At 40.4% G+C, this 21,990-nt stretch carries 3 protein-coding genes; all 3 read left to right on the top strand.

What is annotated here, in order from left to right:
- Window positions 1-10: 10 nt before the first annotated feature.
- The 3 genes from O9295_RS09890 to O9295_RS09900 all read left to right on the top strand — a co-directional run bounded on the left by O9295_RS09890 (window position 11) and on the right by O9295_RS09900 (window position 21,888).
- On the top strand, window positions 11-3,328 hold the full coding sequence (locus O9295_RS09890; RefSeq protein ID WP_288032843.1) for a non-ribosomal peptide synthetase: 3,318 nt from the start codon (window positions 11-13) through the stop codon (window positions 3,326-3,328).
- The gene (locus O9295_RS09895) at window positions 3,325-17,466 is read left to right on the top strand and encodes a non-ribosomal peptide synthetase (RefSeq protein ID WP_288032844.1); all 14,142 of its coding nucleotides are present in this window, start codon (window positions 3,325-3,327) and stop codon (window positions 17,464-17,466) included. The genes O9295_RS09890 and O9295_RS09895 overlap by 4 nt, the downstream gene beginning before the upstream one ends.
- Before the next feature lie 165 nt (window positions 17,467-17,631).
- Window positions 17,632-21,888 (top strand): non-ribosomal peptide synthetase, encoded by a 4,257-nt coding sequence (locus tag O9295_RS09900; RefSeq protein WP_288032845.1) that lies wholly within the window; start codon window positions 17,632-17,634, stop codon window positions 21,886-21,888.
- The last annotated feature ends 102 nt before the right edge of the window (window positions 21,889-21,990 follow it).

Consider the following 21,990-nt stretch of genomic DNA (forward strand, 5'->3'; position numbering starts at 1 on the left):
GAACTCCCAGATGAATAACACAAATAGACAAAATGTAGCCGATATTTATCCCCTATCGCCGATGCAACAGGGGATGTTGTTTCATAGCTTGTATGAGCCAGATTCAGATGTATATTTCGTCCAATTTAGTTGTAATTTAAAGGGCAATGTCGATACAACAATATTCGAGCAAGCTTGGCAAAGATTAGTAGAAAAGTATGTCGTTTTCCGTACAGCTTTTATTTGGGAAGCATTGAGCCAACCTGTACAAGTAGTGTATCGACAAGTAACTGTGAGAGTCGCTACTTATGATTGGCAACATTTAACCGCACAACAGCAAGAACAGGAATTAGCAGTTTTTTTGGAGAGTGATCAGCAAAAATCCCTAGAATTGTCTGAAGCTCCATTAATGCGCCTAAATCTGATCAAGTTGGATAAAAATACCTATCAATTTGTTTGGAGTAGTCATCATTTATTACTTGATGGTTGGTCTTTATCTTTAGTGATTAAAGATTTTTTAAAGATTTATCAAGAAATTTCTCAAAATCAGATTAGCACTGATCAAACTGTTGTCAGCTATCGCCAATATATTGCTTGGCTACAGCAACAGGAACAAAAACCAGCCGAAGAATTTTGGCAACAAAAACTGCAAGGTTTTACTGCTCCTACTCCTTTGGTAATAGAAAGATCAGCGAATTCAAAAAATAGCAACGTCTATAAAAAACAGCAAATTCAGTTCCCCGCTTCAACCACAGCTACCTGCCAATCTTTTGTTAGGAAAAATCGCTTGACACTGAATAATTTAGTGCAAGCAACTTGGGGATTATTGCTATCTCGCTATAGCCAAGAAACAGATATAGTATTTGGTGCAACTGTATCTGGCCGTGAGACATCTATTGCCGGTATTGAAGCAATGGTGGGATTATTTATTAATACCTTACCTATGCGAATCCAAGTTAAACCGGACACCTCAGCACTGACTTTATTGAAAGATTTACAAGCTCAGTTAGTTGAGTCTAATCAATACTCATATAGTTCATTAGCAGAGATTCAAACTTGGAGTGAAATCCCTAGAAGTGCATCTTTATTTGACAGTATAGTTGTTTTTGAAAATTATCCAGTTGACGCTACTGCGGTATTAGGTAATGATGGTTTTTATCTGGAAAATATTCAGGTCTCTCAACAAACTAATTATCCTCTAACCCTAATTGCGCTCCCTGGGGATCAATTACAGGTGCGAATTAGCTATGATACTAACCGATTTGATGATGGGACAATTACTCGCCTATTGGGGCATTTTCAAACCTTACTGGAGGGAATTGTCGCCAATCCAGAGGCGCGAGTTTCTCAATTACCTCTGCTGACAGAATTTGAGAAAAATCAATTATTAATAGACGGTCATAATCCGCAGGTTGATTACCCAGTTACTAAGTGTCTTCACCAGTTATTTGAAGAGCAGGTAAAACGGACTCCTGATGCTGTGGCGGTGGTATTTGAAAGTCAACAATTAACCTACAATGAATTAAATAATCGAGCTAATCAGTTAGCACATTATTTACAGTCTTTGGGAGTAAAACCTGATCAATTAGTGGGGATTTGTCTTGAGCGTTCTTTAGAGATGATTGTGGGTTTATTGGGGATATTAAAAGCGGGTGGTGCTTATGTTCCTCTTGACCCTGAATATCCGATTGAACGGTTAAGCTTCATGTTAGAAGATGCTCAATTATCAGTGCTGTTAACGCAACAAAAGCTAGGAGAAACTCTCCCTCAACATCAAGCGCAGATTATTTATTTAGATACCGACTGGGAAAAAATTGCCGAAAACAGCCATTCAAATCCAGAAAACACCGTCACCCCAGATAACTTAGCTTATGTTATCTACACTTCCGGTTCCACAGGTAAACCGAAAGGGGTGTTAGTCAATCACTGCAATGTCGTGCGATTATTTGCCGCTACAGATGCTTGGTATAATTTTAGTAGTCAAGATGTCTGGAGTCTATTTCATTCCTACGCTTTTGACTTTTCGGTGTGGGAAATGTGGGGAGCTTTGTTATATGGTGGACGCTTAGTAGTTGTCCCCTACTTAGTTACCCGTTCTCCCGAAGCATTTTATCAGCTATTGTGTCAAGAAAAAGTCACAATTCTCAATCAAACTCCTACCGCTTTCCGTCAGTTAATTCAAGCTGAAGAATCCTTAAAAGGAAGTTTTCCCCCCTTATCAAGGGGGGTTAGGGGGGATCGTTTATCGACAACAGATAACGATTTAAGCTTACGTTTGGTGATTTTTGGAGGAGAAGCTTTAGAAATTAACAGTTTACAACCTTGGTTTCAGCGTCATGGCGACCAATGCCCCCAATTAGTTAATATGTACGGAATTACAGAAACTACCGTTCATGTCACCTATCGACCATTAAGTATGACCGACTTGGATAGTACAGCTAGTGTGATTGGTCGTCCCATTCCCGACTTACAAGTATATTTACTAGACCAATATTTACAACTTGTACCGGTTGGTGTACCCGGTGAGATGTATGTGGGGGGTGCCGGAGTAACAAAAGGTTATCTCAATCGTCCTGAATTAACAACAGAAAGGTTTATTTCTAGTCCTTTTGAGAAGGATGAAGTGATCCCCCCAAACCCCCTTAATAAGGGGGGCAATGAGCCGTCAAAATTATATAAAACGGGAGATTTAGCCCGTTATTTACCCAAGGGAGAATTAGAATATTTAGGACGCATTGACAATCAAGTTAAGATTCGGGGTTTTCGGATTGAGTTGGGGGAAATAGAAGCATTATTAGCATCTCATCCCCAGATTTGGGAAACAGTAGTAATAGTGAGGGATGATACCACAGGAGATAAGCGTCTTGTGGCCTACATTGTGCCACAATCGGAAAAAATAATTACCATTAACGAAATACGGCAATTTCTGAAAGCTAAATTACCCGATTACATGATACCTAATGCTTTCGTTATCTTAGATGCCTTACCCCTTACTGCTAATGGAAAAATAGATCGTCGAGCTTTACCCCCACCAGAATCTAGTAGTGAACCATCAGAAAAATATGTTGCTCCGCGTAACCCGATCGAGGATATATTAGTAACTGTTTGGTCAGAAGTGCTAAAAGTTGAGAAAGTGGGTATAAATGATAACTTCTTTGAACTGGGAGGCCATTCCCTACTAGCCACTAAATTAGTAGCACAGATACGCGATCGCTTGAAAGTTGAACTTCCCCTACGTCAGTTATTCAACTCGGCCACACTAGCAGAATTAGCCCAAGGGATTGAACAGTTAAAACAGGAAAAATCCGCTCCCATCGTTCCAGCAATTTTACCAAGAAAAAGAAAATGAATTTTGAAGAATTACCCCTATCTTATGCCCAACAGCGTTTATGGTTCTTAGATCAATTAGAACCAAACAGTCCCTTTTATAATATTTCCCTGGCCTTGCATTTAGCAGGAAATCTCCAGGTAGATGTCCTCGAAAAAAGCCTACAAGAAATTATTCAGCGCCATGAGTCCCTCCGCACAAATTTCGCCACTATTGAGGGAAATCCTGTACAAGTAATTAAACCAGAAAGTAATTGGCAATTAACACTTGTCAATGGGAAAGACAGCCCAAAATATCGAGAAGAGCAGGAAATAAAAAAATGGCTAGAAATTCACAGCCATCAACCTTTTGATTTAGCCAATGACTCCCTAATTAGAGCCACCCTACTGCAATTATCAGACACAGAACATTTCTTGCTAATTTGTCTGCACCATATTGTCTCTGATGGTTGGTCAATGGGGGTATTTATTGAGGAATTGACAACTCTTTATAATGCCTATACTAAAGGTTTAGAACCTCTTTTACAAGAGTTACCAATCCAGTACGCAGATTTTGCAATTTGGCAAAGGGAATATTTGCAGGGAGAAATCCGACAAAATCAGTTAAATTACTGGCAAAAACAGTTAGCAGCAGCACCCGCTTTATTACATCTACCTACGGATTATCCCCGTCCTCTACAACAAAGTTTTCAGGGAGATCGCATAAAATGTATCCTTTCTCCAGAACTTAGTCAAGGGTTAAATAAGCTGAGTCGGGAAAAAGGTGTCACCTTATTTATGACCCTGTTAACCGCATTTCAGACCTTACTCTATCGTTACACAGGACAAACAGATATTTTAGTCGGTACTCCCATCGCTAACCGTACTCGTAGTGAATTAGCTGGGTTAATCGGCTTTTTTGTCAATACCTTAGTCTTAAGAACAGATTTAGCCAGAAATCCCAGTTTTAGCGAGTTATTAAAACAGGTACGAGAAACAGCAACGGATGCTTACGACCATCAAGATTTACCTTTTGAGATGTTAGTAGAGGCCCTACAACCTGAAAGAAATATGAGTTATACTCCTTTATTTCAGGTGATGTTTGGTTTAGATAATGAAATTGTAGATAGCATAGATTTAGAAGGAATAAAAGCCACTCGTCAGCCTTTAGAATTTAAGACAGCTAAGTTTGACTTAAGTTTATCCATACAGGTAAAAGAAGCCAGATTAACTGCGATTTGGGAATATAATACAGATCTGTTTGACAAAAGTACAATTGAGCGATTATCAGGGCATTTTGTTAACCTATTAACTGGGATTATTGCTAATCCAGAACAAGTAATTGGTCAATTACCTTTACTAACAAAAAGCGAGACTAATCAGTTATTATTTGATTGGAATCAGACTAAAATTGACTACAAAAATGATTTGTGTCTGCATCAGTTGTTTGAACAACAAGTAAAACAGAATCCACAGGCGATCGCAGTTAAATTAGAAAATGAATTTTTCACCTATCAAGAATTAAATAATCGTGCTAATCAATTAGCCCATTACCTACAATCTTTAGGGGTAAAAGCCGATAGTTTAGTCGGGATTTTTGTTGAACGTTCCCTAGACATGATTATCGGAATCCTGGGAATACTTAAAGCAGGGGGAGCTTACGTTCCTTTAGATATTAATTATCCAAAAGAGCGAATTACCTATATTCTTGAAGATACTCAACTTAGTATTCTCCTGACTCAATCACAACTTCTGGAACAATTACCAGCATTTCAAGGAACAACTATCTGTTTAGACCAAGACTGGTCAACAATTGCCAAACAGAGTACAGTTAGCCCTCTGGTAGAAGTTGAGCAGCACAATTTAGCCTATATTATCTACACCTCCGGCTCCACAGGTCAACCCAAAGGGGTAATGATTGGACATCGCTCAGTAGTCAACTATATCCTGACTACTATTCGAGAGTATGGTATTACCTCAGAGGATCAAATTCTGCAATTTTCCTCTATCTGCTTTGATGCTTCCGTTGAAGAAATTTTTGTTAGTTTGTTATCGGGTGCGACCTTGGTATTACGAACAGAAGAAATGTTGCGCTCTAGTGAGGATTTTTGGCAATGTTGTCAAAAATGGCAATTAACAGTTTTGGGTATTCCTACTGCTTATTGGCATCAATTAGCCTCTGAATTAACCCCTGATACCCTGCCAATTCTCTCAAAGATTAAACTAATTGTCATTGGTGGGGAAGCTATTCAACCGGCAAAAGTACAGCAATGGCAAACAGTTACAGGCCAATATTCCCCTCTTCCTCGACTATTAAATGGTTACGGACCAACGGAAGCAACCATTGCGGCGACTTTCTCCGAATTTACTTCACCAACTATAACCAATGTTCCCATTGGGCGACCCATCAGTAATACTCAGGTTTATATTCTTGATGCTTTCTTACAACCTGTTCCTGTGGGGGTAGCTGGAGAATTACATATTGGCGGTGTCGGGTTAGCCAGGGGTTATCTCAATCGTCCAGAATTAACTCAAGAGAAATTTATCCCTAATTCTTTTGAGAAGGATGAAGTGATCCCCCCAACGCCCCTTAATAAGGGGGGCAATGAGCCGTCAAAATTATATAAAACGGGAGATTTATGTCGGTATTTACCCGATGGTAAAATCGAATATTTAGGACGGATTGACAATCAAGTAAAAATTCGGGGTTTTCGCATTGAATTGGGAGAAATTGAAACCGTTCTTAGTCAGCACAATGCAGTAAAAACGGCTGTTGTAATTGCCCAAGAAGATGAGACAAATCAGAAACGTTTAGTCGCCTATATTATTCCCAAAGTAGAGATTGTTTCCACCCAAAAGGAGAAAAATTCGCTTAATGTTACTGAACTGCGGCAATTCCTGAAAGCTAAGTTACCAGAGTATATGATTCCTAGTGCCTTTGTCATTTTGGAATCCCTACCCTTAACGCCCAATGGTAAGACTGATTACCGTGCTTTACCGTCCCCCGAATTCCAAAGCCAAGCGCAATACATTGCGCCGCGTAACCCCATTGAGGAGATATTATCCTCGATTTGGGCAAAAGTATTAAAAGTTGCACAGGTGGGGATTCACGACAACTTCTTTGAGTTAGGCGGACATTCATTATTAGCAACGCAACTAATTTCGCACATCCGTGAGGCTTTTCAGGTAGAAATGCCCTTACGCGAGTTATTTGTTGCACCGACAATCGCCGAATTAGCACAGGGAATAAAACGGCTTTCCGAAGGAGAACAACTAACTGAACTGCCGATTTTACCCAGGGACAAAGCAGCAGAATTACCCCTATCTTTTGCTCAGACTCGTCTCTGGTTTTTGGCTGAATTTGAGTCGAATAGTTCTTTTTATAATATACCCCTAGCCTTGCGTTTAGAGGGAAACCTGAACTCAGAAATCTTAATCCAGAGTTTAGAAGAAATTTGCGATCGCCATGAGGCTTTACGCACCAACTTCATTACCGTTGATGGTATCCCTACTCAGGTTGTACAAGCACGAACCTGGACAGTTACGGTTGTTGATTTACAGCATTTATCTGGTAGTGAACAAGCAATTGCGTCTCAAGAGTTAGCACAAAATCAAGCGGTTCAACCCTTTGATTTAGCTGGTGAACCCTTAATCAGAATCACTTTAGTGGTGTTATCTGAAACGGAACATCTCTTATTAGTCTGTATGCACCACATTGTCAGTGATGGCTGGTCAATGGGGGTATTTCTTCAGGAACTAACCGCCCTCTATAATGCCTATATTCAGGGTTTATCTTCGCCCCTAAATCCCCTATCTATCCAGTATGGAGATTTTACCCTTTGGCAAAGACAATGGCTGCAGGGAGAGGTATTGCAACAGCAACTAGATTACTGGCAAAAACAGTTAGCCGGCGCACCGGCCCTCCTATCTTTACCAACAGATAGACCTCGACCCAATCAACAAAGTTTTGCTGGGGGACATTTACCCTTTAGCCTTTCTTGGGAATTAACCGAAAAACTGACCCAATTAACCCAGGAACAGGGTGTCACCTTATTTATGACCCTGTTAACCGCTTATGCTGTCTTACTTTACCGTTATACAGAACAGGAAGACATCTTAATTGGTACTCCCATTGCTAACCGTAATCGCAGTGAAATTGAAGGTTTAATCGGCTTTTTTGTCAATACTTTGGTTCTGCGAATTGACTTGTCAGGTAAGCCCAATTTTAATCAGTTATTGGGTCGAGTACGGGAAATGGCAATGGATGCCTATGCTCATCAGGATTTGCCCTTTGAAATGTTAGTAGAAGTCCTACAACCTGAACGAGATTTAAGTCACGCGCCTTTATTTCAAGTGGATTTTCTGCTGCAAAATAGTCCCCCATCTCCCTTAGAACTAACAGGATTAACTGCCACTCCCCTCACCACAGAAAATGACACCGCCAAATTTGATCTAACCCTGGCGATGGAGAATACCGGTGCAGAATTAAAAGGGGTATGGGAATATAATACCGATTTATTTGATCGCAGTACCATTGAGCGATTAACAGGGAATTTTATCACCTTGCTAGAAGCATTGGTTGTTAACCCGCAGCAGCCAATTTTCCAACTACCATTATTAACCGAAGTAGAGGCAAAAGAATTATTAAAAGACTGGAATGCCACCGAAAAAGACTATCCTTTCCATCATTGTATTCATAATTTATTTGAAGAACAAGCAGCACGAACACCGGCTGCAGTAGCAGTGGTCTTTGAAGGTCAAGAATTAACCTATCAAGAATTAAATATCCAGGCGAATCAATTAGCCCATTATTTACAATCTTTGGGGGTAAATTCAGAAGTTTTAGTTGGTATTTATCTAGAGCGGTCGCTGTTAGTTATTGTCGGATTATTAGCAGTTCTCAAAGCTGGAGGAGCCTATATACCTTTAGATCCAGATTATCCCCAGCAACGGTTGACTTATATGGCAGAAGATGCCCAAATTTCTCTACTGCTAACTCAAGAAAGTTTACTCGATTCTTTACCAGCAGAAGATGTGGGGGTAATTGTCTTAGATAAATTAGCCGAGATTTTGACAGTTCAAAATCCAGAAAATCCCTTCAGTGAAGTGGTTCCAGAAAATCTACTATGCCTATTATATACATCTGGTTCAACCGGTAAACCTAAAGGAGTGATGTTAACTCACGCGGCCTTAGTTAATCATAGTTGGGGCATTAGTGAAGTATTCGGCTTAACAGAATCTGATCGCGTTTTACAGTTTGCTTCCTTTGGTTTTGATGTCGCTGCGGAAGAAATTTTCCCCACCTGGTTAAAAGGTGGCACAGTGGTCTTAAGACCAGGGCAAATGTTCCCAACTTTGACTGATTTTGCCGATTTTATCGAACAAGAAAGCCTCACCGTTTTAAATATTACCCCTGCCTATTGGCATGAATGGGCGCTCGCCGTTTCCCAATCATTAGCTACTGTACCATCCAGTCTGCGGGTCGTCGCCGTGGGAGGGGATGCAGTGTTACCAGAAACCGTCAATATTTGGCGACAAATGGTCGGAAAACGGGTTCAATGTATTAATGTATATGGCCCCACAGAAGCGTCTGTAACCGCCATAGTTCATGACTTGCTAGATTATCAGTCAGAAAAAATCAATTCAGTGCTGATTGGTCGTCCCATTGCTAACACAAAAGCATATATCTTGGATCAAAATCTGCAACCTGTACCCATTGGAGTTAAGGGAGAATTGCATTTATGCGGTGTTCGTTTAGCGCGGGGTTATCTGAATCGTCCCGAATTAACTGCTGAAAAATTTATTGACAATCCCTTTGCTCATTCACCGTTCAATCGTTTGTATAAAACGGGAGATTTAGCGCGTTATTTACCTGATGGTAATATTGAATGTTTTGGCCGGATTGACAATCAGGTTAAAATTCGCGGATTCCGTATTGAGTTAGGAGAAATTGAAGCGGTACTTAACCAAAATATTGATGTACAAACATCTTGTGTGATTATTCGGGAAGATACTCCGGGGGATAAATATTTAGTCGCCTACATAGTAGCTCATTACGAACGGATACCGATGATTAGTGAACTGCGTCAGTTTCTGTCCAGTAAATTGCCTTTGTATATGGTTCCTCAAGCTTTTGTTTTTCTGGAATCTTTACCCCTTACTACTAATCGTAAAGTAGATCGTCGCGCTTTGCCCGCACCAGATAAAATAGGAAATCGCAGGGATCAATATGTAGCACCACGCAATGGAATTGAAGAGATGTTGGTGCAAATTTGGACAGAAATACTCAAAATAGATCAAGTGGGAATTTATGATAATTTCTTTGAAATTGGCGGCCATTCTCTCCTCGCAACTCAATTAGTTTCTCGGATTCGGAGTTTATTTAAAATAGAACTACCTTTGCGGAGTTTATTTGGTGCAGCTACGGTAGCCGAATTAGCGCATCTTATTGGACAATTACAGCAGCAAAATCTCACGCTAACAGTACCCCCGATTTTACCGAGAACTAAGGATACAGAACTACCTCTATCTTTTGCTCAACAGCGTTTATGGTTTTTAGATCAATTGCAACCAAATAGCGCTTTATATAATATACCGATGGTGTTGCATTTCCGAGGCAACCTCAATCAAAAAGCCTTAGAACAAAGTTTACGAGAAATCTGTGATCGCCATGAAGTATTACGGACTAATTTTGTCACGATTGATGGACAACCGACTCAGATTATTCAAACAACAAGGGAGACAATATCGGTCGTTGATTTACAAGATTTACCCATCCAGGAGCAAGCAGAAAAAACACAGCAATTAAAGCAAAAACAAGCCACTCAACCCTTTGATTTAGCCAAAGAATCCTTAATCAGAATCACTTTAGTGGTGCTATCCGAGACGGAACATCTCTTATTAGTGTGTATGCACCACATTATTAGTGATGGTTGGTCAATCGAAGTATTTATTCACGAACTGACCAGCTTATATAATGCTTACACTCAAAATCATCCCGCAAATTTAGCTCCTTTACCGATTCAGTATGCAGATTTTGCACTCTGGCAAAAACAATGGTTACAAGGGGATGTCCTGCAAACTCAATTAAATTACTGGCAAAATCAACTAGCAAATGCACCTTCTTTATTATCTCTTCCCACAGACCACCCTCGACCTGCGGTGCAAAGCTTTGTCGGTACTCAGCAAGAATTTTCCCTTTCCCCCAAACTTAGCCAAGCTTTGACTGAATTGAGTCGCCAACAAGGGGTGACATTATTTATGACGCTGTTGGCTGCTTTTGATGCTTTACTGTATCGTTATACAGGGTCAAGTGATATTTTGGTAGGAACTCCTATCGCTAACCGGAATCGCGGCGAAATTGAGGGTTTAATCGGCTTCTTTGTTAATACTTTAGTGATGCGGACGGATTTATCAGATAATCCGAGTTTTAGTCAGTTATTAACCCGTGTTCGGGAAGTGACAATGGATGCTTACGCGCATCAAGACTTACCCTTTGAAATGTTAGTCGAAGCGTTGCAACCGGAACGGGATTTGAGCCATACTCCCCTATTTCAAGTCGCTTTTGTCCTGCAAAACACACCCAAGTCTGAGATTGCAATGACGGGATTAACGGTGACAGATTTGCCTCCAGAAAATACCACAGCTAAGTTTGATTTAACCTTAGCTATGGTTAACACCGATGATGGCTTAAAAGGTGTCTGGGAATATAATACTGATTTGTTTGAAAGTAGCACTATTGAGCGATTATCAGGGCATTTTCTCAACTTATTAGGGGGAATTGCGGCCAATCCTCAAGCGCGGATTTCCCAATTACCCTTACTGACAGAAAGTGAGACTAATCAGTTATTAATTGAGTGGAACAATACTCAAGTTGACTATCCTGAGTATAAGTGTATTCATCAGTTATTTGAGGAACAGGTAAAACGCACACCCGACGCGGTAGCGGTGGTCTGTTCCCAGCAACAATTAACCTACAATGAGTTAAATTGTCGTGCTAATCAATTAGCTCATTATCTGCGGAAATTAGGAGTAAAACCAGATGAATTAGTGGGGATTTGTCTAGAACGTTCCTTAGACATGATTGTGGGATTATTGGGGATATTAAAAGCGGGTGGTGCATATCTACCTCTCGACCCAGATTATCCCAGTGAACGGCTACAATTTGCCATCGCTGATGCTCAACTGTCATTATTGCTAACTCAAGAGGGATTAATCGATAAATTACCTGAACATCAAGCGCCGCTAATCTTGTTAGACAGATTCACAGAAGAAATTAACCAAAACAGCCAAGATAACCTAACAGGAGTAGTAACAGCCAATAATTTAGCTAATCTCATTTATACCTCTGGTTCTACCGGAAAACCTAAAGGGGTAATGGTGGAACATCGGGGACTATTTAACCTAGCTACAGCGCAAATTAAAACGTTTAACTTACAGTCAAACTCTCGCCTTCTCCAGTTTGCTTCCCTCAATTTTGATGCTTCTATCTGGGAAATTATCATGGCCATAGGATCGGGTGCAACCCTTTATTTAGACACAAAAGACGCTTTAATGCCTGGGTTGCCATTAATGGGGCGATTAAAAGATTATGGTATTACTCATATTATTTTACCCCCCTCAGCCTTAGCGGCTTTGCCCCTAGAAGAAATACCAGAGTTACAAACTATTATTGTAGGGGGAGAAGCTTGTTCAGAAGAATTGATCAAACAATGGGCTAGAGGGAGAAATTTCTTTAATGCTTATGGACCGACAGAAACCAGCGTTTGTGCCACGGTAGAAAAATGGACAGATGAAACCCTGAAAGTAACTATTGGTCGTCCCATTGCTAACACCCAAGTTTATATCTTAGACTCCCATTTACAACCTGTCCCGATTGGTGTTCCGGGAGAATTACATATTGGTGGTATGGGATTAGCCAAAGGTTATCTCAATCGTCCCGAATTAACCCAAGAAAAATTTATTCCTAATCCTTTTGAGAAGGATGAAGTGATCCCCCCAACCCCCCTTAATAAGGGGGGCAATGAGCCGTCAAAATTATATAAAACGGGAGACTTAGGGCGTTATTTACCCGATGGTAAAATCGAATATTTAGGACGCATTGACAATCAAGTAAAACTTCGCGGCTTCCGTATTGAATTAGGAGAAATTGAGGCCTTACTCAACCAAAATGAGGCGGTACAGTCTTCTTGTGTGATTGTTCGTGAAGATAATCTAGGGGATAAACGCTTAGTTGCTTACGTTGTACCGCAACCCGAAATCAACCTGACAATTAACGAAATACGGCAATTTTTGCGAGCAAAATTACCCGACTATATGGTCCCAACTGCGTTTGTCCTTCTTGATACTTTCCCCTTAACTCCCAATGGCAAAATCGACCGCCGTGCTTTACCTGTTCCCGATTTACAGCGCCAAGGTGAATATATCGCTCCCCGTAATCCCATTGAAGAAAAAATGGCGCAGATTTGGGGTGAGGTACTGAAATTAAAACGAGTCAGTATTGAGGATAATTTCTTTGAATTAGGTGGACATTCTCTGTTGGCAACTCAAGTTATTTCTCGATTACAGGAAACCTTTGAGATTGTTTTACCCTTGCGTTATCTGTTTGAATCTCCAACCATTGCTCAGTTAAGTGCGGTAATTTTAAAAGAACTGCAAACAGGTTTAGGGTTAAAGCTACCATCAATTGTACCCGTTAATCGAGAGGATGATATTCCCCTATCCTGGTCCCAGGAACGTCTCTGGTTTGTGAATCAATTAGAAGGGGAAAGTGGGGCTTATACTATTGATTTAACGATGCGTTTGCGGGGAAATATCAATATTAAAGCCTTAGAAAAAGCTTTCCAGGCAATTATTCAACGCCATGAACCCCTACGGACTCAGTTTAAGCTCAAAGATAACAAACCAATACAAGCGATCGCTCCCAATGTAACCTTCACCTTACCAGTTGTCAATCTGCAAAACCTCAGTCATTCTGAGCAACAGGTAAAAAACCTGTTATTAGCAGCAGCCTCCGAACCCTTTGATCTCGAATCAGGGTCAGTATTACGAGTCAAATTATGGCAAGTCAAGACAGAGGAATATGTACTATTATTAGCTATTCATCATATTGCAGTGGATGGTTGGTCAATAGGTGTTTTAATCGACGAATTATCAGTCTATTATCGAAGTTTCTGCACCGGGACAAAAGCAGATTTACCTGATTTATCAATACAGTATGCTGACTTTGCCCTGTGGCAGCGTCAATGGTTAACTAATGAAGTATTAGACCGTCAATTAAGCTACTGGAAGCAACAATTAACCGGGGTTCCCCTACTACACCAACTTCCCACAGACCGTCCCCGGCCAGCAATCCAAAGTTTTCGCGGAGGGACGGAGCGACTGCAACTAGATAGTCAACTAACGCAACAACTGAAAAAACTCAGTCAAGAGTCCGGTAGCACTCTCTTTATGACATTACTAGCGGGTTTTGCTGTGTTACTATCTCGTTATAGTCAACAAACAGATGTGGTAATTGGTTCACCAATTGCTAACCGTAACCGCACCGAAATTGAAGGGTTAATCGGCTTTTTTGTCAATACTTTAGTGTTAAGATTTGATTTATCTCAAGACCCGACCTTTGAGGATTTTCTCGCGCAGGTCAGACAAACTACTCAAGACGCTTACGACCATCAAGATTTACCCTTCGAGATGTTAGTCGAAAAATTACAAATTGAGCGTCATTTAGATCGTAATCCTTTAACACAGATAGTTTTTGCCCTTCAGAATGCTCCTAGTTCTCCCTGGGATTTACCCGGAGTAAACATTGAGGAGATACCATCAGGACTTGATTCAGTTAGGGTTGACCTAGAACTTTACCTCTGGGATGCAGCCGAAGGATTGGGCGGTTTTTGCTCTTATAACAGGGATTTATTTGATGCTGAAACTATTGTCCGTATGATGACTCATTTTAAGACTTTGTTGGCGGCAATTGTAGAAAATCCCCGTCAATCATTAGCTTCACTACCCTTATTAAACCCAGAGGAAGAGTATCAACTATTAGAGGGTTGGAATGAGACAAAAGCTGATTACTCCTATAACAAGTGTATTCATCAATTAATCGAGGAACAAGCAGCGCGTACCCCTGATGCAGTAGCAGTAGTCTTTGAAAATCAACAGTTGACCTATGCAGAATTAAATAGTCGGGCCAATCAACTAGCTCACTATTTACGCTCTTTAGGCTTAGAAACCGAGGTAATAGTCGGTTTATGTGTAGAGCGCTCTTTAGACATGATTGTGGCATTAATAGGCATCCTTAAAGCCGGTGCTGCCTATCTACCCCTTGACCCAGAATATCCTCAAGAACGCTTACAATTTATGTTAGAGGATAGTCAAGTACCCTTATTACTAACCCAAAGTTCACTGATTGATAAACTCCCAAATCATCAAGCTAAAACTGTATTTTTAGCTGAAATTTGGACAGAAATTAAACCAATGAACTGGGATAATTTGACGGGGAAGGTAACAGCTTCTAATTTGGCTAATGTGATTTATACTTCTGGTTCTACGGGTAAACCTAAAGGGGTGATGGTTGAACATCAAGGGTTGTCTAACCTTGCTCTGGCTCAAATTCAGACTTTTGCTGTGTCTTCTCAGAGTCGAGTGCTTCAATTTGCTTCTTTTAGTTTTGATGCCTGTATTTCAGAAGTTTTAATGGCTTTGGGAGCGGGAGCGAGACTTTATTTGGCAAGTAAAGAAAATTTAATGCCCGGTTTACCCTTAATCAAGCAATTACGGGAGAATAAGATTACTCATATTACTCTACCGCCATCAGCTTTAGCGGTACTACCTTGGGAAAATCTTTCCTCTCTGCAAACTATTATTGTCGCCGGGGAAGCTTGTTCTCCTGAATTGGTGAAAAAATGGTCCCAGGGACGAAATTTCTTTAATGGTTATGGACCCACCGAAGGAAGTGTTTGTGCAACGGTAGCTAAATGTACGCCTTTTGACACAAAAATAACTATTGGTCGGCCAATTCCTCATGTGCAGGTTTATATTTTAGACTCGCATTTACAACCGGTTCCTATCGGTGTACCCGGGGAATTACATATCGGAGGAGCAGGGGTAGCCAGAGGTTATTTGAATCGCCTAGAATTGACAGCAGAGAAATTTATCTATTTAGAAAATAAGGAACAGTTAAAAGGCAAACGTTTGTATAAAACAGGAGATTTAGCTCGTTATTTACCTGATGGAAAAATTGAATATCTGGGACGAATTGACAATCAGGTTAAAGTAAGGGGTTTCCGCCTTGAATTAGGGGAAATTGAAGCAGTTTTGAGCCAACATCCCCTAGTACAAGAAGCGGTTGTGATGGCTCGCGCTGATCAGGCAAGTGATCATGATCAAGACCAGCTTAATACTAATTTGGTAGCCTACTTAGTTCCGGCTCTCAAGGGTCAAGTATTGCCTGAACAGCTTGCTCAATGGCAGAGTGAATATGTTAGTGATTGGCAAAAGATTTACGAAGAATCCTACAGTAAACCCCAACCTCAAACCGAGGACCCCACTTTTAATATTAGTGGTTGGAATAGTAGTTATACGGGACAAGCTATTCCCGCAGCAGAAATGCAGGAATGGGTTGATCAGACAGTGAGCCGAATTTTGGCAGATCAACCACCGCAACGAGTGTTAGAAATTGGTTGCGGAAGTGGCTTATTGCTATTCCGTGTGGCGAAACATTGTCAGGAATATTGGGGAGCCGATTATTCCGCTGCTACTATTAATAACCTCGAACATTTATGTGGCACAATTGAGGGTTTAGAGGGCAAAGTAAAATTATTACACCGAACAGCCGATGATTTTACCGGCATTCCCCAAGCTACTTTCGATCGAGTAGTGATTAACTCTGTTGTTCAGTATTTCCCTAGTGTGGATTATCTATTACAAGTTATCGCAGGAGCAGTGAAGGCGATTGCAGATCGGGGTAAGATTTTCCTAGGTGATATCCGTAGTTTGTCCTTACTAGAGCCTTACCATGCGGCGGTACAGTTAGCTCGTGCTGAAGCTAATAAAACCCTTGAACAATGGCAAAAACAGGTGAATCAAAGTGTAGCTACCGAAGAAGAATTGTTAATTGCACCTCAGTTCTTTATCGCGCTTAAACAACGCTTTCCGCGAATTTCTTGGGTAGAGATTGCACCGAAACGGGGTCAGGCTGACAATGAGTTAACTCAATTCCGCTATGATGTTACTTTACATCTGGATACTGATGGGCAAAAAACGACAATTCCTTGGCTAAATTGGCAGCGGGATCGGTTTTCTTTAGGGCAACTGCAAGATAAACTAAAACTGGAACAACCAGAATATTTAGGTATCAGAGATGTACCCAATCAACGATTACAAAAGGCACTACAAATTTTAGACTGTCTAGAAAATCCTCCTGGGGTAAAAACGGTGGGAGAATTGCGGCAATTGTTAGCAAAAAATACCGGGATAGGGATTAATCCTGAGCAAATGTGGCAACTGGGAGAACAGTTAGGTTACACTGTTCATCTCAGTTGGTGGGAAGGTAGTCAAGATGGTTCTTTCGATGTGGTTTTCTGTCGCCAGAATGCCATCTTAGAACCGATAATAAGTAAAGTTGATGAACAACCATACCCCAATTTTTGGGATGATGAGAGGATTATTCCCAAATCCTGGACTGATTATACGAATAATCCTCTATATGGTAAATTAGTCCAGAAGCTGATACCACAGGTGCGGGAATTTGTCCAACAAAAGCTACCTAGTTATATGGTTCCCCAGGCTTTTGTTTTGCTTAATACCCTACCTTTGACTCCTAATGGTAAAGTAGATCGGCTGGCTTTGCCTACACCCGATACAGCTACACGCAATTTAGCTACGGGATTTCTCGCACCTCGTACCCCGATTGAAACTCAAATGTCTCAAATTTGGAGTGAAGTTTTGGGAGTCGAACGTATTGGGATTAAGGATAATTTCTTTGAATTGGGAGGACATTCTTTGTTAGCGACTCAGGTTATTTCCCGTTCCCGCGATCTTTTCTCGGTGGAATTGTCTTTACAAAATCTGCTGGAATACCCAACTATCGCTAATTTAGCCCAAATCATTGAAGTTCTTACCGTTGCACCGGGAGAAACAGCTATGACTGAAAGCTTGGAAGATTATGAGGATGGTGAATTATAAAAACAGTTAAAGTTTTAGCTGATATCAATAGTTTAGCAAGACAGTTAAAACGGCAAAGGACAAATATTGATCCTAGTCAATGGCAATCTGATGGACTTTTACATCCTCAGGGCAAACTTCGTGATTTAGAGCTAATTTAACAACAACTTTGGAGGCAATTGGTAAGTGAAAGTAGGAGATTTTTTAGCGTATTTGAAGGGTTTAGACATTAAACTATGGCTGGAAGGCGAAAAACTTCGTTTTCAGGCTCCCAAAGGGGTTATGACCCCAGAAATTAAAGAAGAAATCGCCGCCAAAAAAACTGAAATTTTGGACTTTTTAAGAGCGGCCAAAATCCCAACTAATACTGTTGATTTAGAGATTATTCCCGTGTCACGGGATCAGGATTTACCCCTCTCTTTTGCTCAACAACGACTCTGGTTTCTGCAGCAACTTTCTCCCGATAGTCATTCCTATAATCTGTTGGACGCTTTGCGGTTAGAAGGAAACCTCAATCTATTAGCTTTAGAACAAAGTCTCAGCGAACTGATTCGCCGTCACGAAATTTTAAGAACTACTTTTCCCATGGTAGAAGGGCAACCAATTCAGCGCATTGCTCCCCCTTCACCCGTCAGTTTACCCCTGGAAGATTTACAAGGTTTATCAAAGAATGAACAAACAGAACATCTGCAAGAAATAGCGATTGCTCTCTCCTTAAAACCCTTTAATCTAGCCAAGGAATCATTAGTCCAATTTAAGTTACTTAAACTGGGTTCTCAAGAGTATGTATTGCTGTTGAAGATGCACCATATTATTTACGATGGTTGGTCTTTGAGCATCTTCTTTGATGAATTATCTCAACTTTATGCGGCCTTTGTCCAGGGTTTGCCTTCCCCTCTCGCTAAATTATCGATTCAATACGCCGATTTTGCTGTATGGCAACGTCAATGGCTCACTGGTGAAGTTTTGGAGCGTCAACTTAATTACTGGCAAAAACAGTTACAAGATGCACCTACTATTTTAGAATTGCCAACGGATTATCCCCGTCCTCCAATTCCTAGTTTCCGGGGTGATGGGCAGGTTTTTCGACTGAATCAAGACTTAACGCAACGCCTCAAAAGGTTAAGTCAGGAGTCAGGAGCAACGCTATTTATGACTTTACTGGCGGCTTTTTTTGTCCTAATTTCTCGTTATAGTGGTCAATTAGATGTGTTGGTGGGTTCTCCGATAGCTAATCGTAATAGTTCGGCAATTGAGAAATTAATGGGCTTTTTTGCCAATACTTTGGCTTTAAGGGGTGATATGTCGGGAAATCCGAGTTTTCTGGAGTTATTAGAACGAGTAAAGCAAACAACTTTATCAGCTTATGCCCATCAAGATTTGCCTTTTGAAATGTTAGTAGAAAAATTACAATTAAACCGAGATTTAAGTCACAATCCTTTGATACAGGTGATGTTCTCACTGCAAAATACTCCCCAATCTGAGGCCAGTTTATCTGGCTTAAAGATGGAGAGTTTGCCTTTATCTGTTGAGATTAAAGCGCGATTTGATTTAGAGGTAAATTTTTGGGAAGTTTCTGATCGTTTAGAAGCGGTTTGGTGTTATAGTACGGATTTGTTTGCTGCCCCCACTATTAACCAAATGGGGCAACATTTTCAGAATCTCTTAACTGCGATTGCAGCTAATCCCAATATGGGAATTTTTGAGTTATCGATGTTAAGTGATGAAGAACGTTATCAATTGTTATCATTGTGGAACGAAACTCACACAGATTATCCCTCTGATCAATGTATTCATCAATTATTTGAAGAACAGGTAAAACGCACACCCGATGCGGTAGCAGTGGTATGTTCAGAGCAACAATTAACCTACAATGAATTAAATTGTCGTGCTAATCAATTAGCCCATTATTTGCGGAAATTAGGAGTAAAACCAGAGGAATTAGTGGGGATTTGTCTAGAACGTTCTTTAGACATGATTGTGGGATTATTGGCTATTCTTAAAGTCGGTGGAGCTTATGTTCCTATTGACCCAGATTATCCCCAAGAACGCATTAGCTTCATGCTCCAAGATACCCAGGTTAAAATAATATTAACCTGCGAATATTTACATAATTCCCTGCCAAATCATCAGGCTATTGTTATCTGTTTAGATAAAGATTGGCAACAAATTAATCAAGCAAGTCAGGATAATCTTAACAGCACAGTTTCTGCGGATAATTTAGCCTACGTTATTTATACTTCTGGTTCTACAGGTAAACCTAAAGGCGTTGGGGTTATTCATCGTAGCGTTAACCGTCTTTTGTTTGGCGTAAATTACGCACATCTGGATGCAACACAAAGATTTTTACAAATGGCTCCCATTGCTTTTGACGCTTCTACCTTTGAGATTTGGGGTGCTTTATTACATGGTGCGAGATGTGTGATTTTTACGGAAGATATTCCTACCGCTACAAGTTTAAGAAATGCAATAGACAAACATGGCATTACTATTTTATGGCTAACGGCTGCTTTGTTCAATAAGATTATTGACGATAATTCCCAAGCTTTATCAGGAATTAAACAGCTACTAATTGGTGGAGAAGCACTTTCAGTTGCTCATGTTCATAAAGCACTGGAAACTTTGCCATTGACGCAAATTATTAATGGATATGGACCAACAGAAAGTACAACTTTTACCTGTTGCTATCCTATTCCTAAACAACTAGAGGCAACAATAAAGTCAATTCCCATTGGTTGTCCAATCTCCAACACACAGGTTTACATTTTAGATAACTATCTCCAACCTGTCCCGATTGGTGTAGTAGGAGAATTACATATTGCTGGTGCAGGATTAGCCAAAGGTTATCTTAACCGTCCCGAATTAACCCAAGAAAAATTTATCCCTAATCCTTTTGAGAAGGATGAAGTGATCCCCCCAACCCCCCTTAATAAGGGGGGCAATGAGCCGTCAAAATTATATAAAACGGGAGACTTGGCCCGTTATTTACCCGATGGTAATATTGAATATGTAGGACGGATTGACAATCAAGTAAAAATTCGCGGCTTCCGTATTGAATTGGGAGAAATTGAGGCTGTACTTAGTCAAAATCAGGCGGTACAGTCTTCCTGTGTGATTGTTCGTGAAGACAATCCAGGGGAAAAACAGTTAGTTGCCTATATTGTACCTAAGCTAGGAGTAAAGCTAACAAGTGGCGATTTGCGTCAATTTCTTAGCCATAAATTGCCCGGTTATATGGTTCCTGGTGCTTTTGTGATGCTGGAGTTTTTCCCTTTAACAGCTAACGGAAAAATTGATCGTCGTGCGTTAAAAGCTCCTAGTAATACCAGTGATTCAGACAGATTTATTGAAGCGCGTAATCAGTTAGAATTAAACCTCGTGCAAATCTGGTCAAAAGTGCTAAAGATTGACAAAATTAGCGTGCATGATAACTTTTTTGACCTCGGTGGTCATTCCCTTTTAGCTCCTTATTTAATCACCCAAATTAAAGAACAGTTAGGCAAGGAAATTGCCGTAACTACAATATTTCAAAACCCAACTATTGAACAGTTAGCGACCATTATCCAAACCGATGCAGATTCCTCTAACCAGTCTTGTTTGGTTCCCATTCAACCCCAGGGTTCAAAGCCTCCTTTCTTCTGTGTTCCAGGCGCCGGGGGACGACCATTTTATTTTTACCATTTAGGACGTTGTTTAGGAAAAGATCAACCTTTCTACAGTTTTGAAAATGATCTCTATCAACAGTTTGGAGAAATCACTCGCATTGAGGATATAGCCAGTATTTATCTTCAAGCCATGCAAGATTTACAACCCCAAGGACCCTACTTTTTGGGAGGACATTCCTACGGTGGTAATGTGGCTTTTGAAATGGCTCAACAGTTGGTTAATCAGGGTCAACAAGTGGCATTACTAGCAATCATTGATTCTTCAGCACCCACTTATAAAGACAAACAAATTTTGCTTGATTATATTAATTGGGATCATGCGCGATGGTTAGCTGAAGTCAGCAAAGGTATCGAAGTTTATTTAGATAAAACCATCGATATTTCCTATGAAACTCTTCAACTCTTAACAGTGGAGGAACAATTAAGATACGCCTTAAACTTTTTTAAACTGGCTAATATGCTTCCTCCCAATGCGGAAACTAGGCAGCTTGAAAAAATTGTCCAAGCCTATAAAACTAGCTGTTTATGTCTGATTGATTATCTCCCTAAACAGATTTATCCTGGTAAAATTACGATTATACGGGCTAGGGAGGAATTAGCTGATGATCCAAATAAAGATTTAATAGCTGGAGATTGCGAGGATTCCTCTTTAGGCTGGAGTGAATTTTCTACAGAGCCAGTTGAGATTCATTTCGTACTAGGAAATCATGTCTCGATTATGGTAGAACCCCATGTCCAGATTTTAGCCGAAGAGTTAAAAGTTTGCCTTGAGATTTGATACCAAACCCGTTTTTAAGACTATGGTTCACTCCCAATTCAACTTGAAAAACACAGTTATCAATTGTTTCTCCCCAATCTCCTCTATCTTTTCAACAGGATT

Origin of the sequence: Microcystis sp. LE18-22.4A (assembly GCF_027531105.1) — a bacterium.
In the GTDB taxonomy this organism is placed as follows: Bacteria; Cyanobacteriota; Cyanobacteriia; order Cyanobacteriales; family Microcystaceae; genus Microcystis; species Microcystis aeruginosa.

Bases quoted from the DNA above. Each gene is read 5' to 3' on its own strand.
- O9295_RS09895 (WP_288032844.1), top strand. From the start codon at position 3,325: ATGAATTTTGAAGAATTACCCCTATCTTATGCCCAACAGCGTTTATGG.
- O9295_RS09890 (WP_288032843.1), top strand. From the start codon at position 11: ATGAATAACACAAATAGACAAAATGTAGCCGATATTTATCCCCTATCG.